This window comes from Kitasatospora sp. GP30, from assembly GCF_029892145.1.
Classification (GTDB): domain Bacteria; phylum Actinomycetota; class Actinomycetes; order Streptomycetales; family Streptomycetaceae; genus Kitasatospora; species Kitasatospora acidiphila.
On sequence record NZ_JARZAH010000026.1, the window covers coordinates 1 to 21,164 of the forward strand.

Sequence of the window (21,164 nt, forward strand, 5' to 3'; positions counted from 1 at the left end):
ACCGCCTCCGGCTCCGGCCTCGACCCGCACATCTCGACGGCCTACGCCAAGGAGCAGGTCAACCGGGTCGTCCAGGCCCGCGGTGGCAAGGTGACAGCCGATCAGCTGAACACGCTGATCTCCAAGTACACCGACGGCCGCTCCCTCGGCTTCCTCGGTGCCCCGGGAGTCAACGTGGTGCTGCTCAACAAGGCGTTGAGCGAGCTCCAGTGACAACCGCACATCCGTTCAACCAGTGATCCGACCGACCCGGGCGCAAGGGGAGACCCTGCACCCGGGTCGGTTGCCCATGTGCCGTGTCCGCTGAGCGGAGCCCGTCGTCCTGCTCGGCATCCCGGCGACCGCTCCACCCCATGTCCGGCCTCCGTCGCAGGAAAGAGCAGCGCCCATGTCCCGTGACCTCACGCCCGGCTCCTTGAAGCGCCAGGGACAGCTGAAGGTCTACCTCGGTTCCGCCCCCGGTGTCGGCAAGACCTACCGAATGCTGGACGAGGCCCACCGCAGACAGGACCGCGGGACGGACGTCGTGGTGGGCTTCATCGAGTGCCACGGCCGCCGGCACACCGAGAACCTGCTCCAGGGCCTGGAGCTCATCCCGCGGCTCACCCGCCGCTACCGGGACACCGACTTCCCGGAGATGGATCTCGACGCGATCCTCACCCGCCGGCCCCAAGTGGTACTCGTCGACGAACTCGCGCACACCAACATCCCCGGCGGCAGCCACGCCAAACGCTGGCAGGACGTCGAGGAACTGCTCGCCGCCGGAATCGACGTCATCACCACGGTCAACATCCAGCACCTGGAGAGCCTCAACGACGTGGTCCAGAAGATCACCGGCACCCCGCAGCGGGAGACCGTGCCGGACGAGGTGGTCCGCCGGGCCGACCAGATCGAACTCGTCGACATGGCCCCGCAAGCGCTGCGCCGACGGATGGCTCACGGCAACGTCTACAAGGCCGAGAAGGTGGACGCCGCGCTCACCAACTACTTCCGGGTCGGGAACCTGACGGCGCTGCGGGAGCTCGCCCTGCTCTGGGTGGCCGGCCGGGTCGACGAAGGCCTGCGCGACTACCGTGCCGAGCACAACATCGACCGGGTCTGGGAGACCCGCGAACGGGTGGTGGTCGCCCTCACCGGCGGGCCGGAGGGCGAGACCCTGATCCGCCGCGCCGCCCGGATCGCCGACCGCACCGCAGGCGGCGAACTGCTGGCCGTGCACGTCACCCGAAGCGACGGCCTCGCCGGCGCGTCCCCCGGCGCGCTGGCCCAGCAGCGGCAGCTGGTCGAATCCCTCGGCGGCATCTACCACGTGGTCGTCGGCGACGACATCCCCACCGCACTGCTCTCCTTCGCCCGCGCCCACCACGCCACCCAACTGGTCCTCGGCACCAGCCGGCGCGGCCGGATCAACCGCTTCCTCACCGGCCCGGGCATCGGCGAGACCACCGTGGACGCCTCCGAAGACATCGACGTCCACATGGTCACCCACGAGTTCACCGGGCGCGGCCGCCTGCCCTCCCTCGGCCGTCGCCACTCGCCGCGCCGCACCATCGCCGGGTACCTCGCCGGTCTCGCACTGCCTGTGTTACTGACGGTGTTTCTGTCCCTGTTCCGGCACGCCATCAACCTCACCACCGACGCGCTGATCTTCCAACTCGGCGTCGTTGCCGTGGCATTGCTCGGCGGCGCGGTCTCCGCGCTGGTCGCTTCGCTGATCGCCTCCCTGCTGCTCAATTACTACTTCATCCCGCCGCTCCACACCTTCACCATCGACCAGCCCAACAACATCGTCGCCCTCCTGGTCTTCGCCGCCGTCGCACTCACCGTCTCCTCCGTGGTCGACCGCGCCTCCCGGCTGGCTGCCCGCGGCGCCCGCGCCACCGCCGAGGCCGAGACCCTCTCCACGCTCGCCGGCAGCGTGCTGCGCGGCGCCGACGCCGTACCCGCGCTGCTGGAGAAGACCCGCACCGCTTTCGGCATGCACTCCGTCGCCCTGCTGAACCGCACCACCGGCGAGGCCATCGCCCGCAGCGACGGCGACAGCGAAGCTGCCGGCGACCACGACGTCAGCGAAGTCGCGGTCAACGCAGGCGCGTTGATGGTCCTGGTCGGTCGGCGGCTGCCCGCCTCCGACCAGCGCGTGCTGACCGCCTTCGCCGCCCACATCGCCGCCGCCCTGGAGCGCGACCGACTGGCCACCGTCGCAGCGGAGATAGAGCCGATCAAGGCTGCCGACAAGATGCGCACCGCGCTGCTGGCCGCGGTCAGCCACGACCTGCGAACCCCGCTCGCCGCCGCCCTCGCGTCCATCGGTTCCCTCCGCAGCTCCGACGTCGAGTTCTCGCCCGAGGACCAGACCGAACTCCTGGACCTCGCCGACGAGTCGCTGGTCAAGCTGACCCGGCTGGTCGACAACCTGCTCGACATGAGCCGCCTCCAAGCCGGTGTTCTCACCCTCCACCTCGCTCCCACCGAACTGATCGACGCCCTCGCGAGGGCCATGGACTCCCTCACCCGCCCCGATGCAGCCGTCCAGCCGCTCGACCTGGACACCGTCCCGGCCGTGCTGGCCGACCCGCCACTGCTGGAGCGGGTCCTGGCCAACGTCATCACCAATGCCCTGCGCCACAACGCCCCCGGCGCTCCCGTACTGGTCACCGCCAGCCACCACCAGGACCGCGTCGAGGTCCGCGTCATCGACCGCGGCCCCGGTATCGCCCCCGAGGACCGCGAGCAGGTCTTCCTACCCTTCCAACGCCTCGGCGACAACGACAACACCACCGGCCTCGGTCTCGGACTCGCCCTCTCCCGTGGCCTGGCCGAGGCCATGGGCGGCACCCTCGACGTCGAGGACACCCCCGGCGGCGGCACCACCATGCTCCTCGTCCTCCCGGCCGCCGCGGAGAGCGCCGAGCCGCCGGCTGCGCAGGAGGAGCAGTGAGCGCCAGCCGAGAGGAGACAGGGCGGTGAGCCACATCCTGGTGGTGGAGGACGACCCCAGGCTGCTGCGAGCCCTGCGGATCAACTTCCACGCCCGGCACTACTCCGTGCTCACCGCCAGCACCGGGCAGCAGGCCCTGGACTCCGCCGGCCACACCCCACCCGACGCCGTGCTGCTCGATCTGGGTCTGCCGGACTTCGACGGCATCGACGTCATCCACGGGCTGCGCTCCGCCCTGACGGTGCCGATCATCGTCCTGTCCGGCCGCAGCGGACTCCAGGACAAGATCCAGGCCCTGGACGCGGGCGCCGATGACTACCTCACCAAGCCGTTCGAGGTCGAGGAGCTCTTCGCCCGGCTACGCGCGGCGCTCCGACGCTCGGCCGCCGAAGTCGGCCCACCGCCGACCGCAACGATCGGCGACCACACCGTGGACTTCGTGGCGGGCACCGTCACCGGTCCGGACGGCGTCGTTCGGCTCACACCGACCGAGTGGCAGATCCTCAAGGTGCTGCTCGCCGCTCCCGGTCAGCTGGTGCCCGGCCGGGAGATCCTGCGACAGGTCTGGGGGCCCGAGCAGGAACACCGCACCAACTACCTACGCGTCTACTTCGCGGGACTGCGCCGCAAGCTCGAACCCAACCCGACCAGACCCCGCCATTTGCTCACCGAACCAGGTATGGGCTACCGCTACCGGCCCTGAGGGGGCTGTCGGTCTGACACGCTAGTCAGTCCGCGTCGGGCGGATCAGGAAAACGTCAAAGCCGCCCTGCTCAGCGCGAAGATACCGTCAGGAAATCCGGCATCAGACATTGCGGCTCATAGGTTCATCACCAAGGCCCGGTCCGCTCCGTGGGGGAGCCCGGACCGGGGCTGTTGCCGCCGGTGCCGAAATGGCTTGGGAGCACCGGCGGTCAGGTGACGGGGAGCACGCGGCAATGAGAGAGCGGACACCGGCCGGAACGATCGGGCCTGGGAAGACGAGGCTGCCTGAAGCGGCACGTCCCGGTACGACCGGTCCGGTATCCGCGCCGCGTGCCCCCCGCACACCGTTCCCCGGGGAACCCGTTCCGGGCCGGGCCCAACGGCCCGGCAGGGCACGGTGGTCGGCTGCGCTGGACCGGGCCTGGTGGAACACCCCACGCCTGGTGCGCGGTCTCACCGGCGTCTGCCTGGCCGCCCTCCTCGCGGCGGCCGCCGCGATCGCCGGTGTTCTCAGCGACGCCCGGGGCGGCATCGACGACATCGGCCACCGCGACGCGCCGCAGGCCGTCCGTACCGCGGACCTGTACTTCGCCCTTAGCGACATGGACTCCCAGGTCGCCAACCTCCTCCTGTTCGGCGCCGACCCGGGCTACGCCGCCCAGCGCCAACAGACCCTCGAAACCTACGACCAGCGCCGCACCCAGGCCGACGGCGACCTCCAGAAGGCCGCCGAAGCGTCCGCCGGCGACCCGAACGGACAGCGGGCCGTCCAGTCCGTCCTCGACCAACTCGGCCAGTACGAGGCCCTCGTCGCCCGCACCCGGCTCCTCGAAGACCAGGCCCACGCCCCAGCCGGCCAGCCCCCCGCCGACGCCCTCGCCGCCTACCGCCAGGCCACCGACCTGCTCCGCCGGCAACTCCTGCCGGCCGCCGACCAGGTCACCGCCGCCAGCGCCGCCACCGTCGACCGCACCTACACGGCCCAGCGCAGCGCCATCTCCGGAGGCTGGTGGTGGATCCTCATTACCACCGGACTCGCCCTGGCCACCCTCGTCCTGCTGCAGCGTCTGCTCTCGGTGCGCTTCCACCGCATCATCAACCCACCGCTGGCCGCCGTCACGCTGCTCACCGTCATCACCGCGACCGCGGGCCTCACCCTTGCTTCCCGTGCCGAGAACCACCTCATCGTCGCCAAGAGCAACGCCTACGACTCCGTCATAGCCCTCAGCCGCACCCGCGCGGTGGCCTACGACATGAACGCCGACGAGAGCCGCTACCTCACCGACCCGGCCCGCGCCGCCGCCTACGAGCAGAGCTTCCTCGACAAGAGCCAGTCCATCGTCCGCCTCGACGGCGCAACGATCGGCACCTACGACGACAGGCTCGCCCAGGCCGCCGACCAGCACCGGGCCGACCACCGCAGCGTCCCGTTCGGTGGCTACCTGGGCACCGAGCTCGACAACATCACCTTCCCCGGCGAACAAGCCGCCGCCGAACGCCTCCTGACCGCCTTCCAGCAGTACGAGAAGGACGACCGGACGATCCGCGGCCTGCGCAACCAGGGAAAGCTCAAGGACGCGGTCACCTTCGACACCGGCACCGCCCCTGGCCAGTCCGATGCCGACTTCGACCAACTCAGCCACGCCCTGGACGATGTCCTGACGATCAATCAGAGAGCTCTCGACCGGGCGGTCGCGGACTCCGATGACGATCTCGGTCTCGGGGTCACCCTCGCCGGCGGCCTCACCCTGGCGGCCGCCCTCGCCCTGACCGTACTCGGTGTCCGCCCACGGCTGCGGGAGTTCCGCTGACGGCCCGCCCGCTCCCGCGGTGCTCGCATCTCGTGGATCCCGGGTACGGGAGGAAAGGTGGTCCGCGCTCCCTATGGTCGAGGGCGGCGACCTCGCGAGCGTGCGCCGGCCCGGCCGGACTCGCGGCGGGCGTGTACGCCTCGACCGGCGCCGAGGCCGAGGAGGAGGCGAGGTTCGTCTTCACGTTCATCGGGGCACGGCCGCGTACCGCCTGGCTGAACGGTGTCGTGGACTGTGACGAGCATGGGTTCGTCCTCACCGGGCCCGACCTGCTGCGTGCCGGAAACCCGCCCGCGTCCTGACCCCTGGAGCGCACCCCTTTCCTGTTGGAGACCAGCGCCCCCGGGGTCTTCGCCGCCGGTGACGTTCGGGCCCACTCGATCAAACGGGTGGCATCGGGGGTGGGCGAGGGCGCCATGGCCGTCGCGCTCATGCACCGCTACCGGGCCGGCGCCTGACGCTCCGCCACGGGCGGGCGGCCAACGAACTCATGGTTGCGGAGTCTGGCGGCTGACGCCATGTCAATTTAACGTAACTATCCAACCGTTGCCCACTGCTGTCCGTCCTGTGGTGGCACCATCGAGAACGGTGTGCCGACGAACGGAGAGTCCGGTGAGCAGTCTCAACAAGGGCCTGGAACGAGTCGAAGTGGGCCTGCTGTGGGATCCGAGTCCCGCGGGCTCGGCGCCCCACGACCTGGACCTCCTCGCGGCGACGTACACCACCGACGCTCCGTCCGGTGCCCCCGCCTACCTGGTGCATTTCGACAGCCGCTCTCCCGACGGCACGATCACGCTCAGCAGGGACAGCCGCGACGGCAAGGGCCTCGGTGTCGACGAGCGCCTGGTCCTGGAGCTCGACCGCCTGGCCGACCGCTACCTCCGGGTGGTCGTGGGCGTCGCCATCCAGCAGCACACCGGCCGGCTGACCTTCGCAGACATAGCCCATCCCGCCGTACGGATCCGGACCGGGCACGATGACCTCGCGGTGGTGGACTTCACCGGCGTCGGCGACGCCACGGCCGCGAGGGTCGCGGAATTCGTCCGCGAGGGCTCAGGAGCCTGGGGATTCCGTGCCGGCGTCCACGGCTTCGACGCCGATCCGGCGACCTTCGCCACGATCATGGGCAGTTAGAGAGCCGGCACCCGGGCCCTGCCCTCGGTGGCTGGTCGGCGACGGGACAATTGCCGTCCTCCACCTCACCAGCGACGGCAACTACACAAGCGGCTTCCCGAGTTCTCGGTACTCGCTTCCTCCGCCCACCCCTCGGTGTTCGGCCGGCCGGTCGAGTTCACCGCAACTGTCGTACTGGTACCGGCCGACGGCACGGTCACCCGCCAAGTCGACGGCACCCGGCGCGGCAGCGCGGTGGCGGTCGACACCACGGCTGGGCCGGCGGTCTCCGACAGCATCGCCACGCCCACCGCCGGCCCGCACACCGTGGACGCCGCCTGCAGCGGTGCCCCGAACCGTGGCCGGACCGAAGCGGGCCACGCAGCCGACGTCGGCGAGACCACCGTACAGATGCTGTTAGGGATCCTGCTCCCCCCGACCGGATCCTCGTGCTGTCCTCCGATCCGGGGCGGATCAAGGCAGAGCTCCCGGTCTCGCTGCCACGCCCGCGCGACCGGCGCGACCCCGCGTTCGAGGCTCCCGTCGACACCGTCTACGGCATCCTGACCGGCCGCGAGCAGACTCCCACCGACGCGGTCGGCGACAGCAAGGGCGGCGCGGCCGTCTCCACCGTGCTCGGCGCCCCCGCCCCCCACCGGTGCACCGCTGCCGATGGCCAGTCCCGGCGGCCTCTCCGGCCTGCTGGAGATCCTCGCCGCACGGGACGGCGAGGACGGCCTGGCCGAACTCGCCGACGAGCTCAGCTTCGAGGTGGACGACCTGCTGCCGCTGGTTGACGCGGCGGTCGTGTTGGACCTTGCCCGCACCGCCGGCCCGCGGATCGCCTTCACTCCGGTCGGCCGGGAGTTCGCGGGCGCCGGCATCCTTACCAGCAAGCAGCTCTTCGCCCGGCACGCCCCAGTCACGTGCCGCTGGTCCGTGCGATCGTGCAGGCGCTCACAGCGGCCGGAGACCACGTGCTGCGCGAGGGGCTGTTGCTGGACCTGCTCCACCGGGGCTTCTCCGATGAGGACGCCCGCCGCCAGCTCGACACCGCCATCGACTGGGGCCGCTACGGTGAGCTCTTCGAGTACGACAGGGCCGAGGGCCGCCTCGAACTGACCGTCGAGGCTGCCACCCACCGATGACCACCGGTCTCAGTAGTGGTGGCGCAGGAGTCGTGAGGTGTGACGGCCGGGTTGCCGCTGCCGAAGCTCGGTCTTGAGGCCCTTCCAGGATCTCGGGCCGCAGTACAGTCGTGCTGCGGCATCAGCTGGCCCGTGGCCTCCGGGATCCGAGGAAGCGGGCGGAATGCGGGGGGTCTTGAACGCTGCCGGGATTCACATCGTTGGCCGGTACCGGCTGGAGAAGCTACTCGGGCGCGGTGGGATGGGCGAGGTCTGGCGGGCCCACGACGCCAGACTCGACCGCCACGTTGCGATCAAGTTCCTTTCCACCCATACGGCCGTCGACGGCGAGCTCCTGGACCGGTTCCGTCGCGAGGCCAGGGTCACCGCGCGGCTCCAGCATCCAGGCATCACCCAGGTCTTCGACAGCGGGGCTCAGGACGGGCAGCTCCACCTGGTGATGGAACTGCTCGAGGGCCGGGACCTGCGCGCGGTGCTCAGAGCGCGGGAATCCCCGCTGCCCGTGGACCAGGCGGTGGACCTGGCCGCGCAGGTCGCCGACGCGCTGTCGTACGCGCACCAGGCGGACATCGTCCATCGGGACATCAAACCCGCCAACCTCATGCTGGTCGCCGGTGGCCGGGTCAAGGTGTGCGACTTCGGACTCGCGGGATTCGTGCGGGCCGACTCCGACCTCACCCGGGAGGGCGACCTCATGGGCACGCCCGCGTACATGGCTCCTGAGCAGTGCCTGGGGCAACGGGTCGACGGGCGGGCGGACCTGTACGCCCTGGGCTGCGTGCTGTTCGCGCTGCTCACCGGGAGCCCACCGTTCTCGGCCTACGGGGACTACCGAGCAGTGATGCTGGCTCACCTTCACACACCGCCACCGCCGCTGGCCTCGCGGCGCCCCGGGCTCCCGGACGCTCTGCAGCAACTCGTCTCGGCGCTACTCGGCAAGGACCCCGCAGCGCGGCCTAGGTACGCCGGGGCCGTCGCGGACCAACTCCGGCGCCTGGGACGACCCCGGTCCGGCAGTGCGCCCCTCGGACCCCGGCCAGGCCCGGTGTCGACCGCCGCACACGAGCCGACGGTCAGAACCGAACCCGGGTGGCCTTCCACGCCGGCCGCCTCAGGGATCGGCCTCGAGGTGTTCCAGAACGAGCACCTGCCGCCGGACGCCGCCGAGGCCAACGCCATCCTGACAGTGAGCGGAACGGATGCCGGCTCACCGGACTTGGCGGCTGCGGCACCGCGCTCGCTCGTGCTGCTGCTCGGACTCTCCGCAGACCTGCCCGACGCCGACTTCCTGGCCGTCAGGCGCGGTGTCGCCGAGGCGATCGACGGCCTGGACGACGGCGTCTCCTTCGCTGTGGTGGCCGGCTCGGAGTACGCGCGGATGCTGTATCCGGACAGCATGCGGCTGGTCCGGGCGAACGCGGTGACGAAGGCCGAGGCACGCGCCGCCCTGGGGCAGCTGGAGCCCGTCGGAGCGGCGGCGTTCGGACGCTGGATCCGGCTCGCCGACCGGCTGTTCGCCGCCCATGCCGACACGGTGCGCACCGCGATCCTGTTGGCGGACCAGGACGCTGCCGCCGAGAGTGCCGAGGAACTGGCAGCGGCCCTCGCCTCCTCGGCGGGCCGCTTCACCTGCCATGCGCGTGGGATCGGCACCAACTGGAAGGTGAGCCAGCTGAGATCGGTCGCCAGTGCACTGAGCGGCACCCTGGACATCGTCGCCGAACCAGCCGCAGCGACGGAACAGGGAAGTCTGGCACACGACTTGGCCTCGATCATCGACGGCACCCGCCAGGCCTTCGCCCGTGACCTCGCGCTGCGGATCAGCATGCCGTCCGGCGTTCGGGTGGGGTTCTTCAAACAGATCGCACCGGGCATCGAGGACCTGACCGATCGCGGGATTCCGGTGGGCCCCGGCACCGTTGAGTACCCGATCGACGTTGCGGGTAACGCGTCGTGCGACTTCCACCTGTCGCTGGCGATACCGCCCGGCCACATCGGCGACTCATTCCGGGCGGCTGAACTCAGCGTAGTCCTGCTGCCCCCGGCGGGCGACGGCCAGACCCTCGCCAGGCAGCCGGTGCTGGTGGTACGGACGCAGGACCTGACGGCAGAGCAGGTGTCGCCGGGCGTGGCGCGGTACACGGGGCAGGAGGAGTTGGCCCGAGCGATAGCGGAGGGACTCACGGCGCGGCTCCGGGGCGAGGATCCTGACGAGGGGGCCTGACGGGTCGAGTATGCCTCGGTGCAAGGTACGCCAGTTCGACGAATTGACGATCTCCTGACTCGCCAACGCGTGTGGCGGGTGTGACTATTGATGTTGCGCCAACCAGTTGTTGGCGCAACATCAATGGGGGTTGAATTGAAGAGTGTTGTGAGGCGTGCCGCGCTGGGCGCGGCGGCGCTGGCCGCAGCCACCGGCATGCTGCTGACGATCACGCCCGTGGCTTCGGCGGCGACCAACTCGCAGCAGGCCCAGGTCGGCACGGCCGCGCTGCACGGATCGGGGGCAGGCGACCATCTCCCGGCCGGCGAGCTCGCTCCGCAGTCCAGCCCGCTCCACGTGCTCAACGACTATGTCACCTTCTCCAAGTCCGGGTACTCCATCGACGCCCCGGCGTCGGTGCTGAAGAAGGTGCCCGCCGCGCAGCTGGAGCAGCTCCAGTCGTTCATGGCACAGGTCAACGCCAACATCAAGAGCGGCAAGCTCGAAATGTCGCCGGACGGAGTCGCGGTTCCCAGCGATGGTCTCCTGGAGAGTGTCGGGCAGTCGACCGGCGGCGGCCAGCACCCGATCCCGATGACGACCTGGCGCGGCCACGACGGCTACATCAAGACGCACTGGTACGGCATCGAGGTCGGCCTGGACTCGTGGCTGACCAACAAGGTCGAGGGTGGTTTCTGGGTCGGCGCCGGTGTCGCCGGCCTGGCGGCCGCGCTCGGCGGCGGCCACTACGCCGCAGCCGTTGCCGCCGCGCTCGGCGTCATCGCCGGCGGGATCCAGGTCTGCCAGCACCGGGACGGGTGGACCATCATCTACTGGCTGGGGACCATCGGGGCGGGGGGCTTCGTCTGCAACCCCTTCGGGTAAGCACTTCCCCGGGCGAACTCAACGGATCGGACGAAGGTAGGCCCCATGAAACAGGTAGCAGCCGCGGTCGTCGTCGGACTCCTGGCATTGGCGGCACTGGTCGCCCTCATCGCGGAGTGGGACTCCACCCGAAACGATGCCAGCATTCTCGGCGGAGCGGCTTTCACAGCTTCTCTGGTTTTCCTCGCGCTTGGTTGGACGAAGCGCAATAGAACTCGCTGAACCACCACGGAACGCTCGTGCTCCGGACCTGACGAACGGTCCGGAGCACGGGCGTTCGCCACTCCCAGGGGCCGTGCTCAGCGCGGGATCTCGCTCCTGAACCCCAACCCACAGATCATCGTGTCGGTGTCGGCACGCACGCTCCGGCTCTGGCAGTCAGCCAGGTTCCACCACAGGGCGGGCGCAGCGGCCGATGGCGCGGTCAGTTCAGAACGAGGCAGAACAGGGCATGGTGCAGAACAGGCGGTCCAAGGCACGGGCGGGGCAGTCAGCGAAGGAACGTGCGGCGGCGCGCGAGCGGCAGCGCGTTCACCGGCAAGCAACATCAACAACGGCACGCCACTGGTCGCCTGGAGCTGCTCAGGCCTCCGCAACCAGCAGTGGTTCGGCGGGACGTTGTAGGGCCGCGAACACGAGACCGAACGATCGCGGGGACGGTCGACAGGTACCGTCCCCGCGATCTGCGCCTTCCCCCGGGCCTACTGGAAAGGTGACGGTCAGCGGGTCACTCGTGCCGTGGGTAGTGGCTGCGACCCAAGACGCGGTCCTTCCACCAGCGGCAGGTCGAAGTGCGGGCCCTCGCCCCACTGTGAGCGTTTGGGCCTGTCCAAAGCGAAGGCCGATGTCGGACGAGCCGGGCGACACCGCCGCCAACCAAGATGCACCGGGTCCTGGAGCTCTACGACACTCCGCTCGTCGACGGCCGGGTGGTGTGCGTGGACGAGTTCGGCCCGCTCAACCTCCAGCCCCGCAAGGGTAAGGCCTGGTGTCCCGTGCGTTCGCCGCGCCGGCTGAGGGCCACCTACAACCGCTACGACGGCGTGATGCACATGCTCGCCGCCCTTGACCTGGCCACCGGCAAGATCTACTATCGAATCCGCAAGCAAAGCGGTGGCGGGGGAACTTCAGCCTGCTCAAGGCCCTGCGGGCCCGCTGGCCCGAGGAGAAGTTGTACGTCGTGCTGGACAACTTCTCCCCGCACAAGCACCCGAACGTACGGGCCTGGGCCGGGGACAACGAGGTCGAGTTGGTCTTCCTGCCCACCTACGGCTCGTGGCTGAACTGGATCGAGCCCGAGGTCGCGGCGCTTCGCTACTTCGCTCTCAACGGCACCGACCACCGCAGCCACGACGAGCAGAACGCCGCCATCGGTGCCTACGTCCGCTGGCACAACGCACGCGCCGAACCGAAGACAACTTCGCCCCCGACTCACCCATCCGTACCTGGACCCATTACCCGGCCAAGGCCGCGTGACAAGCCACCGCTAGCGGGGCGGCCGGCGGTGGAGTTGGCGCAGCCCGAGGCTGCCGCCGGTCAGGAAGAGGCCGAAGAAGGTGAAGAACCCGTCCTCCCGGACGAACTCGGCCTGCCAACGGTCGTACTGCTCGCGCGGGACGTCGGTCCAGTCGGAGCGGTTGAGGTTCGGCACCGACACCTGGTACCTCGGGCCGGTCAGCATTCGCGCGCTGCCCTTCGAGCCGCCGACGGCGAACCCGCCGACCACTACGCCGAGGCAGAGAAGGGCGACGATGCCGAGCCCGATCCGCACCCGCCGGTGCGGGAACATGGCACCCCAGATCTGCTTCTCGGCCGCGCGTCGCGCGGCCCGCTCCTCCTTGCCGCGCCTGGGTCTACTCACACCCACGACCAGCGCGAGCGACGCGATGAGCCAGAACCAGAGCGGGATGAGGGTCGCGCCCGCGAAGTCTGACAGATCGTCATGGGAGAGCATCACCCGGTTCGAGGGCCAGGAGGCCAGGCTGTCGACCGCAGCAAGGAGCAGCAGAGCGGCGCCGCCCGCTCCGGCGGCCAAATCGATCACGGCACAGACACGGGAGCGGGTGCGCCACCGCGCCAGCCGTACAAGAGTGGCGGAGTTCCCGCCCAGAGCGGGGATTGGCGCAGTGTTCTCGGGTATCGGCACAGCTGGAGGTTAGACCTCCGCCCCACCGGCGTCGATCACATCTTCCATCCGACGCACCGTCCAGTAGCAATTCATGGCCAAGCTGGAAGGTCATGACAAAGCCACCGCTCCGCGCGAGCTTTTCGAGGTCCGGTCGATCGCTGCAGCCGCCGGCACCCTCCATGCTCACCGGCTGGACGAGCACTCCCGGACGACGCCCCACGACTACCTCCGAGATCACACCCCAGCACTCGCCCGCCCACGCCGCTCCAACCAGCGAGCGTGCCTGCTCGGTGGTCAGCGCCGGGTACTTCGCCCGCTGCACCGCCAGGCGCCGGCCGCCGGAGCCCAACACCGCGACCGCGGCCAGTTCGGCTGCCAACTCGGCGAGTTGCTCCGCCTCCGGAACCCCCGTGCGCCGTCGCCGCAGGCGTCGCATCCTGGCCTTTTCCCAAAGCCACCACAGGTTGCTCAGAACCACGAAGGACACGGCCCCGAGCCACAGGGCGTAGCCGGACCAGCCCATAGCGCTTCTCCCCACCGTCAGCCGAACGCCTACCGGATCCGGTTCTCGATCCCGGCCGCGTCGGGCGCGCCCGGCCCCGCGTACGCGAACCGCGGCTGCCGTCGCAGCACCATGAGCGGGTCGCTGAACGAGAGCTCCTTCAGCGCGGCACCCGCGACCATCCCCCGGTCCGCCCACTGCTCCAGGTACTCGGTGCTGAGGCGTCCGGGCCCTTGGCCAGCCGCTCCAGATCCGGCAGCTCGACGACGATCCGCCCGTCTCCCATGCCCCGCGCACCTCCCGGTCGATCGACTGATGCCCAGTCAGGTCTCGACCCTAGGGCACTGGTCACGGCTGCAATGCACGACGGGCATCAAGGCTTCGTCAATCATGAGTTCAGCCTTCCGGCCTCCCTTCGCGCTGGCCTAGAAGGCTGATGAAGGTCTTGGTGTGATGCGGGCCGACGCCGTCAGGCGATGGCCCTTCTCCCCATACGCAGCAGCCCTTGCGGTCAGAGCAGTTGGCAACAAGGGGTGAACCCGCGAACGGGCCCGCCGCAGCGCGGTGGGCCCGTTCGTGTCACCGGGTCGTCAGCTGAGTGCCCACTGCTGGGTCCAGCCGCTCTTGCAGGTCCACACGCCCAGGGTCTTGAAGTCCTCGTCGTAGGTCAGGCAGTCGTCGGAGCTGATCCGGAGCTGGTAGGTGCCGTTCCCCGCGCTGACGAGCTCCCACTTCTGCTCGTCGGCACCGTTCCAGGGCTGGGTCTCGGCGAGATAGCTGCCGGTGTTCTCGGTGAGAGCCAGGCCGGAGGAGACGTTGGTGATCTTGTAGCGGCCGCCGCCCAGGGAGGTGAACTGCCACTTCGAGTCGCTGCCGCCCCGGATCCCGGCGACGACCGACGCTCCGGCGTTGGAGCCGGTGACGACGGCGCCCAGGCCGTCCGACAGGCGCAGGTACGGCGTGCCGTCGATGACCTTGCCGCCGTCACCCGTTCCCCCGCCGCCACCCGCGATCACGCCGCCCCAGTGCCAACTCTGGTGGCCGAGGCTGCCGTTGGCCGCCGATCCGCAGCCCCAGACCTGGAGCCGGGTGCCGTTGGTGACCACGCCGTTGGGGACGTCGATGCAGACGTCCTTGCTGCGGTCGGTGGGGTCCTCCATGTGCCGGAAGGTGCCGTCGGGCGTCAGGTACCAGCGCTGACTGGCGACCTCCACGCAGTCCCAGAGCTGGAGCTTGGTCCCCTGCGTCGTGTTGTCACCGGGCAGGTCGAGGCACTTGCCGTTGGCGCGGAGCTGGAAGCCGTTGTACGTCCAGGACTGGTTGCCGCCGCCGTGGCAGTCCCACAGCTGGATCGGGGTGCCGTTGGCGGTGCCGTTCTGGTCGACGTCCAGGCAGGCGTGGTGACCGGGACTGGCGTCCGGGCTCAGGCTGTTGGTCTGCTGCGGGGTGGACCGGGCGGGAAAGTGGAGGGTGCGGTCGGTGTGGCTGCAGGCGATCTTCCCGCACGGGGGGTGTCGCACCGTGTCCGTCTCGCCGTCGCTCCCAACGAAAGCCCAGTTCGAGTAGCCGCCGTCCCCCTTGTTGGTGAACGTCGACTCGTCCTTGAAGATCCAGAGCCGGAAGTCGTCGTAGCCGAACGGGCCGCCCTCCGAATCGTGGTGCTGCAGCTTGAAGGTCGTGTCGAGCAGCACGCCGTGCATGTTCGCCGTGTAGGGGTTGACGAACCATTTGGTGTCGTAGGCGTCGGTGCCGTCGTACTTGAACACCAGGATGTTGTATCCGGGCGCCGTGGCCTGGAACTGGGTGACGGCGTCCTGGGTGAACTTCGCGTTGTCGCTCTTGGCCCCCTGGGCCGCCGAGACGAAGACGTTGATCTCACCGAAGATGGAATTGATCAGGGCGCTGATGCAGTTGCCGCCCCCTGGGGTGTCCTGCCCCGCGCAGCCGTTGGCGCCGGCCGCGGCAGCACGCTGCGGTGCGGCCAAGCCGCCCACGCCCGCCATCGCCAGGGCCATCAGCAGAACCGCCGCGATGGCGCGATGGCGCAGCGCTTGTTTCAGGCGCGAGAAAGCGCGCATGGTGAACCCCTGTTTCCTCACTGGACTGTGCGAAATTCGGATGCTAGATCCACTTCTCCGCCGAGTCAGACCACCCTGACGAGCCCCATACGCCCACCGGCTCGATCTTGACGCGCCACCGTTGACGGCAGGCTGGGAGCCCCAGTGCGGAGGCTTCCCTCGCTCCGGAGCCGACCAACATTCAGACAGCTTCGAGCTCGTCTCCGAGGAGTCGTCAGCGCCGCGCTCGCAAGTCTTCCGGAAGTCTTCCGGAGAAGCGCCCACGGTCGGGGTCAGGATGGAACTCCCCGACGATCTGCCGAGTCCGCCAGCCGAGTCCGCAGCCGATCCGGGCCTACTGGAACCGGACCACCGAACACCCACAGCTGACGCCGTACCCCGCCCGCTGCCGTGCCAGTGATGCGTCAAGATAGCCCCACTGGACGCAAGGAAAGGTCAGGACCCGGCGGAAGCCGATCACCCGCCGCATAGCGTGACCTGCGAGAGATGGTCCCGCTCCACCCGTGGGGGGGGACGGACCGCGCCGATAGCGCATGCCAAGCTCGGTGAACGCTTCACCGAGTCCGACATCGGCGGCCACATGATGGGGGACAGGGCGCGCGGCTCCTGCCGCGCGCCCTCGGCACCCGTGCGGACCACTCGTGACGAAGAACCGATGACGAATTGACGTTCGGCCGAGTGAACGCCCGTCAGGCGCCGTGCTCCGCTGAGCTCCCTGCCTGGCGCGCCGGGAAGGCTGGTCGGCAACGGCCCTGCCCCCTGCCCTCAGGAGCCCGTCGTGCCCACGCCTTCGCCTTCCACCACCGCCTGGTACCGGGAGCGCCTGCGCACCAACCTCTGGCTGGTCCCGGCCGTCGAGGCGCTGCTCTTCGCCGTGCTCTTCGCGGTCACCGTCGGGCTGGACCGGCTGGCCTACGACGGCCGTCTCAACTACGCGGCATGGGTACTGAACGGAACGGCCGACGGGGCCCGCCAGATCCTCAGCACCATGGCCGCCGCGCTGATCACCGTGGTCGGCCTGGTCTTCTCGATCACCATCGTGGCGCTCACCCTGGCCTCCACCCAGTTCGGGCCGCGGATGCTGCGCACGTTCATCCGGGACCGGGGCACCCAGCTGACCCTGGGCACCTTCGTGGCGACCTTCTGCTACACGGTGCTGGCACTGGTGGCCACCAGTCCGGGGCCGCACGGCGACTTCGTGCCGCACCTGTCGGTGACCGTGTCACTGGCGCTGACCCTGGTGGACCTGGGGGTGCTCATCTACTTCATCCACCACATCGCCACGATGATCCAGCTGCCGCAGGTGATCGCGGTGATCGCCGCCGACCTGGGCGAGGCCATCGACGCGCAGAGCGGCGCCGACCACGGGCCGGTGCCGTCCACCCGTGCCCCGGAGAGGGTGCCGGACTGCGGACCGGACGCCTCCGAGCTGCTGCGCCAGGTGGACGAGGCGGGCGCGGTGATCCCGACGCCGGCCACCGGCTACCTGCAGTTCCTCAAGCACGATGAACTGTTGCGACTGGCCACCGCGGCCGACGCCGTGCTGCACCTGCCCTACCGGCCTGGACACTTCCTGGTGCAGGGGCAGCCGCTGGCGGTGGTCTGGCCGCCACGGGCCGCCCCGCAGCTGGCCGCGCGGCTGGCCAAGGTGCAGGTGACGGGGCCTTACCGGGCGCTCACCCAGGACGTCTCATTCGGCTTCGACCAGCTGGTGGAGATCGCCATCCGAGCCCCCTCCCCCGCCGTCAACGACACCTTCACCGCGCTGACCTGTATCGATTGGCTGAGCCACAGCCTGTGCCGGATCACCACCAGCTGGCATCCGCGGAGCGGGAATCGGCCGGGGTATCCGGGTGAGGCCGGAGATCAGGGCTCGAAGGGGCTAGCGCCGGTCCTCCGGCACGGCCCACGCCTGGGCAGCGAGCGGGAAGGCCGCGACGATCGCGGCCAGCCGCTCGGCCATGGCGACCAGGTACTCATAGGTGCGGCGCTTGTCGGTCCAGCCGATCAGATGCCGCCCGGCCAGGCGCCAACCGCAGTCAGCCTCCAGGGTCAGCCGCAGCAGCTCGTCGGTGATCAGCACCGCGCCGAACCCGTGGTCAACACTCACCCGGCGCACAGCGGAGTTCCTACCGCCGCCGGGCAACGGGTAGGCCGGGCCGGCGCTGGGCGCGTACGGCCATACCATGTCGGTCCGCCAGGCATGCGCCAGCCGACGGGGCGTCACCGCAGTGTCGGGCAACGAGAACGGCAACTCCAGCACCACCAGCGAGAGCTTCAGGTTCCGACCGATCTCGGTCTCCCCCTTCGGCAACACCCACATGTGTGCCAGGGTCGCGGGGTACCCGGCGACGGGTCCGCTCACCAGGCTCTCCGCCCTGCCGCGGCCATCTCCCAGGGTGAACGGGAAGCCGCGCCGGTCGACGGCCCAGTCGGCGGGCGCTCGCCACCGGAACTCCCAGGCCGGGTCCTTGCGGAACCTGCGGATACTCCTGCTGACTTCGAACACCTGCTGCCCCTCGGTCGATCTCCGGTTCCATCAGCGCACGGTGGGCCACTCCCATGCGGCCCGTGGAAACGCTGTCACGATCATGATCAGCCGTTCTGCCAAGGCGATGATCTCCTCGTACGGGCGGTGTCTCCGCGTCCAGCCAATCAAGCGGTTGTCCTCGATCCGCCAACTGCACTGTCCCTCGCGGGTCAGGCGCTCGACCTGGTCCGTCAGCACCAGCCGACTGAACTCGTAGTCGTCACCGACGCACTGGAGACCGGCGTCGTGGCCGACCGGGAGTGCGGGGTGATCCCGCCACCGGCCGAACGGCAGTGGCGCCTGCAACGGCTTCTTCGCGGACGGCGACAGCAGCCGCGTTTCCACCACGGCCGTAGCCGGCAGGATCCATGGCAACTCCACGACGGCAACCGAATACGGGCTCCCGTCGCCGTTTTTGGGGTCCAGCGACAGATGGAACAGAGTGACCTCGTAGTCGGAGATCACGCCACTCAGGAAGTTGGTCGCCACCTTGTTCCGCCGGGCCAGCGAGAACGGGTAGCCCCGATCGTCGAACTGCGCGTACGGCGCCCGCGAGCGCTTCTCGTAGGTCCAGGCCGGATCATCACGGAACCGCTTGACGCTCTTGCTGACATCGAACACTGCTGTTACTCCCTCACGGACGGGGCGCGTTCCGGATGCCCGGGGCGCGCCCCACCCCAGCCCACGTGCTACGAGTGGTAGGCGCCCCTGGGATCGACCAGTGGGTTGCCCTTGTCGAACGGCTCCTGCTGATCGGGCTCGCCGGTCAGACCGTTCTCACCGGCGCCCGCGATGCCGTACGCGCCCGCGTTTGCGCCCACGGGACCGATGATCGGGCTCTCCAGCTGGCCGCTGTACCCGCCTGCGTGAAGGTGCACACCGGCTCCACCCAGCAGGCCTCCGACAGCCGAGGTGAGCGGGTCCTGCCAGAAGCTGTCGCCGGTCTTCGTGCCGTCGCCCTCCGCCAGGTGTACGCCATCGGCCGCCTCGGTACCGGCCGCACTGGTGATGGCGTTGTTGAGCATCGAACCGGTCAGGCTTTCGCTCTCGCCCGTGAGAATGTCCTTGAGCAACTGAGGCCCGACCTTGGTCGCGGCGTCCTCACCGAGCGCACCCGATTTCGTCCCCACCCAGGCCGAGACTCCCGCGTCCTGGAGGTCCGTGCCCCAGTCGACCTTCTGGCCGGCGAGAGCCTGCCCCAGCACGTTGCCACCGAAGTTGGCAGTAAGGTTCTTGCCGAAGTTGACGGAGAACTTGAGCAGCTTGCTCTCCTCCATCGCGTCCTTGATCTTCTCCAGGACCTCGGCTATCGCCTTCAGGATCCGGGCCAGCCGGGCCACCGCCGCGCCGGCCTCGGCCGCCTCGGCGGCGCCCTCCGCTGCGGCGGCCGCGTCGGAGACGCCGGCGGTGACGATGGAGAGACCGATGCCGATGGCGGCGGTGGCCGCGATCTGCAGGACGATCTCGTGGATCTGGCTGTTGACCTGCTCGATCGAGTCGGCGGCCTTCTCCAGTTGCTGCGCGACCGTCTCGAAGTTTGGCAACGCGGCGTCGATCTGGCCGCGAGTGTGCTCCCAGTGCTTGTGGAAGGCGGTGGCCGCGGCGCCGGTCCAGGCGTCGCCGAGGCCGTTGACCTGCGTGTCCAGGCTGTCCCTGGTGGCCTTGAGGTCGGCGGCCATGGTGCGCCATTCGACCGCGCAGGCGCGCAGCATACTCGGATCGCCTCCGGGGTTGAAGATGTCGTAGCTGACATCGATCTTCGGCGGCGGGTTCTGGCCGGAGTCCTGACCGGAGGCGTTCTGCCCGCTGTCCTGGTTCTGGGACATCGTCAGGCCCCCAGGTTCTTGGCGTGCTGCCGGTCGGTGTTCTGGTAGGCCACCACGGCAGCGGTCAACGTGTCCGAGTAGCCCTGGAGTTGGGTCTGCAGTTGACGCAGGCTGGTCACGGTGGCCTGGGTCATCGCCACGTACTTCTGCAGTGCGTCCACGGACTCCGCCATGACTCCGAAGGCGTCGTTGACGTTCTCACCCTTGGCCGCGAACGTGGTCACCTGCCCGTCCAGGCTCGTGGCGCTGCTGCTGAAGTCAGCGCTCAGTGCGACCACCTTGGCGGGCTCGATGTGGAAATGATCTGCAGCCATGTACGAACTCCCCCGCTGGTTCCGTGATAAGCGCGGCACCATTCGCTGAACTCAGCAACAACGCCGTCAGGGGTATACGACTCGACCAGAACCACGCGAGTTCCTGACTTGTCGTCAAGAAATCGTCAGTGCTGGGCTGAGAGCCTCGGGCAAGGCGGTCACCTCGAGCTCGATCCGCCAAGGCCGATTCGCCACTCCCACACCGCCGAGGGGAACGCCGCCACGATGACGGCCAGTTGTTCTGCCACCGTGATGATTTCCTCCTAGGGACGGCTTCTCGACCCAGCCGATCAGCCGGTCGTCCTCGACCTGCCAGTCGAGGCCGCCCTCCCGGGTCAGCCGCTTGATCTCGTCCGTCACCACCAACTCGCCGAACTCGGGGTCCGCGCTCACCCGTTTCGCTCTGGACACAGTGGAGCGGTCCATCCCGTACAGACGGGCCAGCGCCGCGTGCGGCAGGCCCAAGCGCAGGTGCACCAGCGTGACCAGCAGCCGGTCGGTGAGCACCAGGCGCTGTTTGGGCCCGGCTCCGGCCGCCTGCCGTCGGTCTCCACCGCGCCGTTCGCGCAGTGCCGACTGCCAGGCCGTTTCGCACTTCGGGGCGAGCTCTTCGAACATCTCGCCGAAGTGTGCGCGAGACACCCCGGACAGGACAGATGGGAACAGGCCGCACGGGCCCAGGTAAGCATCACAACTCACCTAACCCGTGTGGCCGTTCCCACGTCGCGGCCTGGGGCGAGGCGCGATACTCGACCGGTGGACTCAATCTACCGCAGTACGACGGGCAGGGAGCTCATCCGGCACTGGTGCTTCGACCAGCTTGACGCGTGGGCGGTGCCGCACGAGCGAACGACGGTGACCGCCAACGGCGCACCAACCCACGTGGTCCTCGCCGGAGCCGGCGCTACGACCGTCGTGTTCGTCCCGGGCACCAACTTTCGACGCCGCCGCGTCCCTGCCGCTGGCCACGGCCCTCGTCA

General features: G+C 69.4%; 20 protein-coding genes and 1 pseudogene. 10 read left to right on the plus strand and 11 right to left on the minus strand.

Annotated features, from left to right (window positions below):
* From P3T35_RS27850 to P3T35_RS27895, 10 genes and pseudogenes are all read left to right on the plus strand, one after another.
* On the plus strand, positions 1-213 hold a 213-nt coding region (locus P3T35_RS27850; RefSeq protein ID WP_280708213.1), incomplete at its 5' end, for a potassium-transporting ATPase subunit C.
* Positions 214-388: 175 nt separating this feature from the next.
* Positions 389-2,941: an ATP-binding protein gene (locus P3T35_RS27855; RefSeq protein WP_101378627.1), complete on the plus strand. Its 2,553-nt coding sequence runs from the start codon at positions 389-391 to the stop codon at positions 2,939-2,941.
* A 25-nt stretch (positions 2,942-2,966) separates the two neighbouring features.
* The gene (locus P3T35_RS27860) at positions 2,967-3,644 is read left to right on the plus strand and encodes a response regulator (protein WP_101378628.1); all 678 of its coding nucleotides are present in this window, start codon (positions 2,967-2,969) and stop codon (positions 3,642-3,644) included.
* A 445-nt stretch (positions 3,645-4,089) separates the two neighbouring features.
* On the plus strand, positions 4,090-5,457 hold the full coding sequence (locus P3T35_RS27865; protein ID WP_101378629.1) for a hypothetical protein: 1,368 nt from the start codon (positions 4,090-4,092) through the stop codon (positions 5,455-5,457).
* Positions 5,458-5,588: 131 nt separating this feature from the next.
* Positions 5,589-5,759 carry a hypothetical protein gene (locus P3T35_RS27870; RefSeq protein WP_218976625.1) on the plus strand — a complete coding sequence of 57 codons (171 nt, stop codon included), beginning with the start codon at positions 5,589-5,591 and terminating at the stop codon, positions 5,757-5,759.
* A 24-nt stretch (positions 5,760-5,783) separates the two neighbouring features.
* Positions 5,784-5,915, plus strand: coding sequence for a hypothetical protein (locus tag P3T35_RS27875; protein WP_280708217.1), 132 nt, complete (start codon positions 5,784-5,786; stop codon positions 5,913-5,915).
* A 154-nt stretch (positions 5,916-6,069) separates the two neighbouring features.
* The gene (locus P3T35_RS27880; RefSeq protein ID WP_101378630.1) at positions 6,070-6,591 is read left to right on the plus strand and encodes a TerD family protein; all 522 of its coding nucleotides are present in this window, start codon (positions 6,070-6,072) and stop codon (positions 6,589-6,591) included.
* 651 nt (positions 6,592-7,242) lie between these two features.
* Positions 7,243-7,718: pseudogene (locus tag P3T35_RS27885) on the plus strand (AAA-associated domain-containing protein).
* Positions 7,719-7,881: 163 nt separating this feature from the next.
* Positions 7,882-9,942: a serine/threonine-protein kinase gene (locus P3T35_RS27890; protein ID WP_101378632.1), complete on the plus strand. Its 2,061-nt coding sequence runs from the start codon at positions 7,882-7,884 to the stop codon at positions 9,940-9,942.
* 135 nt (positions 9,943-10,077) lie between these two features.
* Positions 10,078-10,806, plus strand: a complete 729-nt coding sequence (locus P3T35_RS27895) for a hypothetical protein (protein WP_143676699.1) — start codon at positions 10,078-10,080, stop codon at positions 10,804-10,806.
* Positions 10,807-12,292: 1,486 nt separating this feature from the next.
* On the opposite strand, the gene P3T35_RS27900 is transcribed toward P3T35_RS27895, so the two are convergent.
* From P3T35_RS27900 to P3T35_RS27950, 11 genes are all read right to left on the minus strand, one after another.
* Positions 12,293-12,850: a hypothetical protein gene (locus P3T35_RS27900; protein WP_143676700.1), complete on the minus strand. Its 558-nt coding sequence runs from the start codon at positions 12,848-12,850 to the stop codon at positions 12,293-12,295.
* A 636-nt stretch (positions 12,851-13,486) separates the two neighbouring features.
* Positions 13,487-13,618: a hypothetical protein gene (locus P3T35_RS27905; RefSeq protein WP_280708220.1), complete on the minus strand. Its 132-nt coding sequence runs from the start codon at positions 13,616-13,618 to the stop codon at positions 13,487-13,489.
* Positions 13,597-13,722 (minus strand): hypothetical protein, encoded by a 126-nt coding sequence (locus P3T35_RS27910; protein WP_280708222.1) that lies wholly within the window; start codon positions 13,720-13,722, stop codon positions 13,597-13,599. Before P3T35_RS27910 ends, P3T35_RS27905 begins: the two co-directional genes overlap by 22 nt.
* A 304-nt stretch (positions 13,723-14,026) precedes the next feature.
* Complete coding sequence (locus P3T35_RS27915; RefSeq protein ID WP_101378634.1) at positions 14,027-15,514, minus strand: RICIN domain-containing protein; 1,488 nt, start codon at positions 15,512-15,514, stop codon at positions 14,027-14,029.
* 930 nt (positions 15,515-16,444) lie between these two features.
* Positions 16,445-16,642 (minus strand): hypothetical protein, encoded by a 198-nt coding sequence (locus P3T35_RS27920; RefSeq protein ID WP_280708225.1) that lies wholly within the window; start codon positions 16,640-16,642, stop codon positions 16,445-16,447.
* A 132-nt stretch (positions 16,643-16,774) separates the two neighbouring features.
* Positions 16,775-16,993 carry a hypothetical protein gene (locus P3T35_RS27925; RefSeq protein ID WP_280708227.1) on the minus strand — a complete coding sequence of 73 codons (219 nt, stop codon included), beginning with the start codon at positions 16,991-16,993 and terminating at the stop codon, positions 16,775-16,777.
* Between the two features lie 403 nt (positions 16,994-17,396).
* Entirely contained in the window at positions 17,397-18,023 is a 627-nt protein-coding gene (locus P3T35_RS27930; RefSeq protein WP_280708228.1) for a hypothetical protein, read from the minus strand.
* A gap of 30 nt (positions 18,024-18,053) precedes the next feature.
* Positions 18,054-18,665: a hypothetical protein gene (locus tag P3T35_RS27935; RefSeq protein ID WP_280708230.1), complete on the minus strand. Its 612-nt coding sequence runs from the start codon at positions 18,663-18,665 to the stop codon at positions 18,054-18,056.
* Between the two features lie 68 nt (positions 18,666-18,733).
* Positions 18,734-19,870: a WXG100 family type VII secretion target gene (locus P3T35_RS27940; RefSeq protein WP_101378636.1), complete on the minus strand. Its 1,137-nt coding sequence runs from the start codon at positions 19,868-19,870 to the stop codon at positions 18,734-18,736.
* Positions 19,871-19,872: 2 nt separating this feature from the next.
* Positions 19,873-20,184: a type VII secretion target gene (locus P3T35_RS27945; RefSeq protein ID WP_101378637.1), complete on the minus strand. Its 312-nt coding sequence runs from the start codon at positions 20,182-20,184 to the stop codon at positions 19,873-19,875.
* A gap of 114 nt (positions 20,185-20,298) precedes the next feature.
* Positions 20,299-20,802, minus strand: a complete 504-nt coding sequence (locus P3T35_RS27950; RefSeq protein WP_101378638.1) for a transposase family protein — start codon at positions 20,800-20,802, stop codon at positions 20,299-20,301.
* Positions 20,803-21,164 lie beyond the last annotated feature (362 nt).

Excerpts from the sequence above, each read along its gene's own strand:
- P3T35_RS27855 (WP_101378627.1), top strand. The coding sequence starts at position 389 with ATGTCCCGTGACCTCACGCCCGGCTCCTTGAAGCGCCAGGGACAGCTG.
- P3T35_RS27890 (WP_101378632.1), top strand. The coding sequence starts at position 7,882 with ATGCGGGGGGTCTTGAACGCTGCCGGGATTCACATCGTTGGCCGGTAC.
- P3T35_RS27905 (WP_280708220.1), bottom strand. The coding sequence starts at position 13,618 with ATGGTCGCGGGTGCCGCGCTGAAGGAGCTCTCGTTCAGCGACCCGCTC.
- P3T35_RS27910 (WP_280708222.1), bottom strand. The coding sequence starts at position 13,722 with ATGGGAGACGGGCGGATCGTCGTCGAGCTGCCGGATCTGGAGCGGCTG.
- P3T35_RS27915 (WP_101378634.1), bottom strand. The coding sequence starts at position 15,514 with ATGCGCGCTTTCTCGCGCCTGAAACAAGCGCTGCGCCATCGCGCCATC.
- P3T35_RS27940 (WP_101378636.1), bottom strand. The coding sequence starts at position 19,870 with ATGTCCCAGAACCAGGACAGCGGGCAGAACGCCTCCGGTCAGGACTCC.
- P3T35_RS27945 (WP_101378637.1), bottom strand. The coding sequence starts at position 20,184 with ATGGCTGCAGATCATTTCCACATCGAGCCCGCCAAGGTGGTCGCACTG.
- P3T35_RS27950 (WP_101378638.1), bottom strand. The coding sequence starts at position 20,802 with ATGTTCGAAGAGCTCGCCCCGAAGTGCGAAACGGCCTGGCAGTCGGCA.